Annotated in this window: 2 protein-coding genes; both read right to left on the minus strand. The window is 30.8% G+C overall.

The window, feature by feature from the left end:
• Window positions 1–61 precede the first annotated feature (61 nt).
• Window positions 62–859, minus strand: a complete 798-nt coding sequence (gene psrA / locus HT671_RS11305) for a tyrosine-type DNA invertase PsrA (protein WP_000657448.1) — start codon at window positions 857–859, stop codon at window positions 62–64.
• A gap of 56 nt (window positions 860–915) precedes the next feature.
• The coding region (locus tag HT671_RS11310; protein ID WP_172923170.1) for a restriction endonuclease subunit S at window positions 916–1,013 on the minus strand (98 nt) is incomplete at its 5' end.

Here is a 1,013-nt window from a genome sequence, read left to right on the forward strand (position 1 = left end):
ATAATAAGAGCCATAATCACAAAAAAATAGCAGATGGTCAATTTGACCACCTGTTATTTTTTTACCAATTAACAATTTTATCTACAATATTTTGTTGTTCAGTAGCTGTTTTCCTTAGATAAATTCGAGTAGTTTCTATACTTTCGTGTCCCATCAAATCTGCAAGCAAGGCAATATCATTATACTTCGATAAAAAATTCTTAGCAAATAAATGTCTAAAAGAATGAGGGTAAATTACTTTAGGATTCATTTTGTATTTATCAGCATAATTTTTTAACTGTTGAGCAACTCCTCTTGCTGTAATTGGTTCATTAAATTTATTCAAAAATAAATAACCACTTCGGCGATTTTCTGATTCTAACCAACTAAGACAACTATTTCTTAATTTTTTAGGAATGTACAGTCTACGAATTTTACCACCTTTTGAGTAAATGTCAAAATAACCGATTTCTACATGCTCTACTTTTAGTTTAATAAGCTCACTTACACGAGCCCCAGTTGCACCTAAAAACCAAACGACAAAATGCCATTTTAAAATACCATCTTTTTTCAAACTACGTTTAAGAAAAAGGTAATCAGCATAGCTAATGACATCTTCTAAAAACGGTTTTTGCTGTACTTTGACAAATTTTAATTTCAAATCATCATGACCAATAAAAGTCAGATATTTATTTACTCCTTGTAGTCGCAAATTGACAGTTTTAGGTTTAAAATTGTCTAATAAATATCCCTTGTATTCAAATAAATCTTCCATTTTGAGTTCATAATTCTCCAAGAAAAATCGAACACCATAAAGGTACGAACGCACAGTATTTTCAGCTAAACCAGCTTTCTTCAAATGTAATTCAAATTCTTTCAACGTAAAACTCCTATCTTATGTTTGATAGAAATTCCACCGCACGTAAAACTATTATACTAAATTAGTGCGTCAATATGGGCGAAAAATTGTTCGATTTTATCAACGATTCTGGATTGTTCAGGAAGGGGTGGGAGTGGGATTAGAATAGAAGCAA

This window comes from Streptococcus sp. 2741 (assembly GCF_013276315.1).
GTDB classification, from domain to species: domain Bacteria; phylum Bacillota; class Bacilli; order Lactobacillales; family Streptococcaceae; genus Streptococcus; species Streptococcus pseudopneumoniae.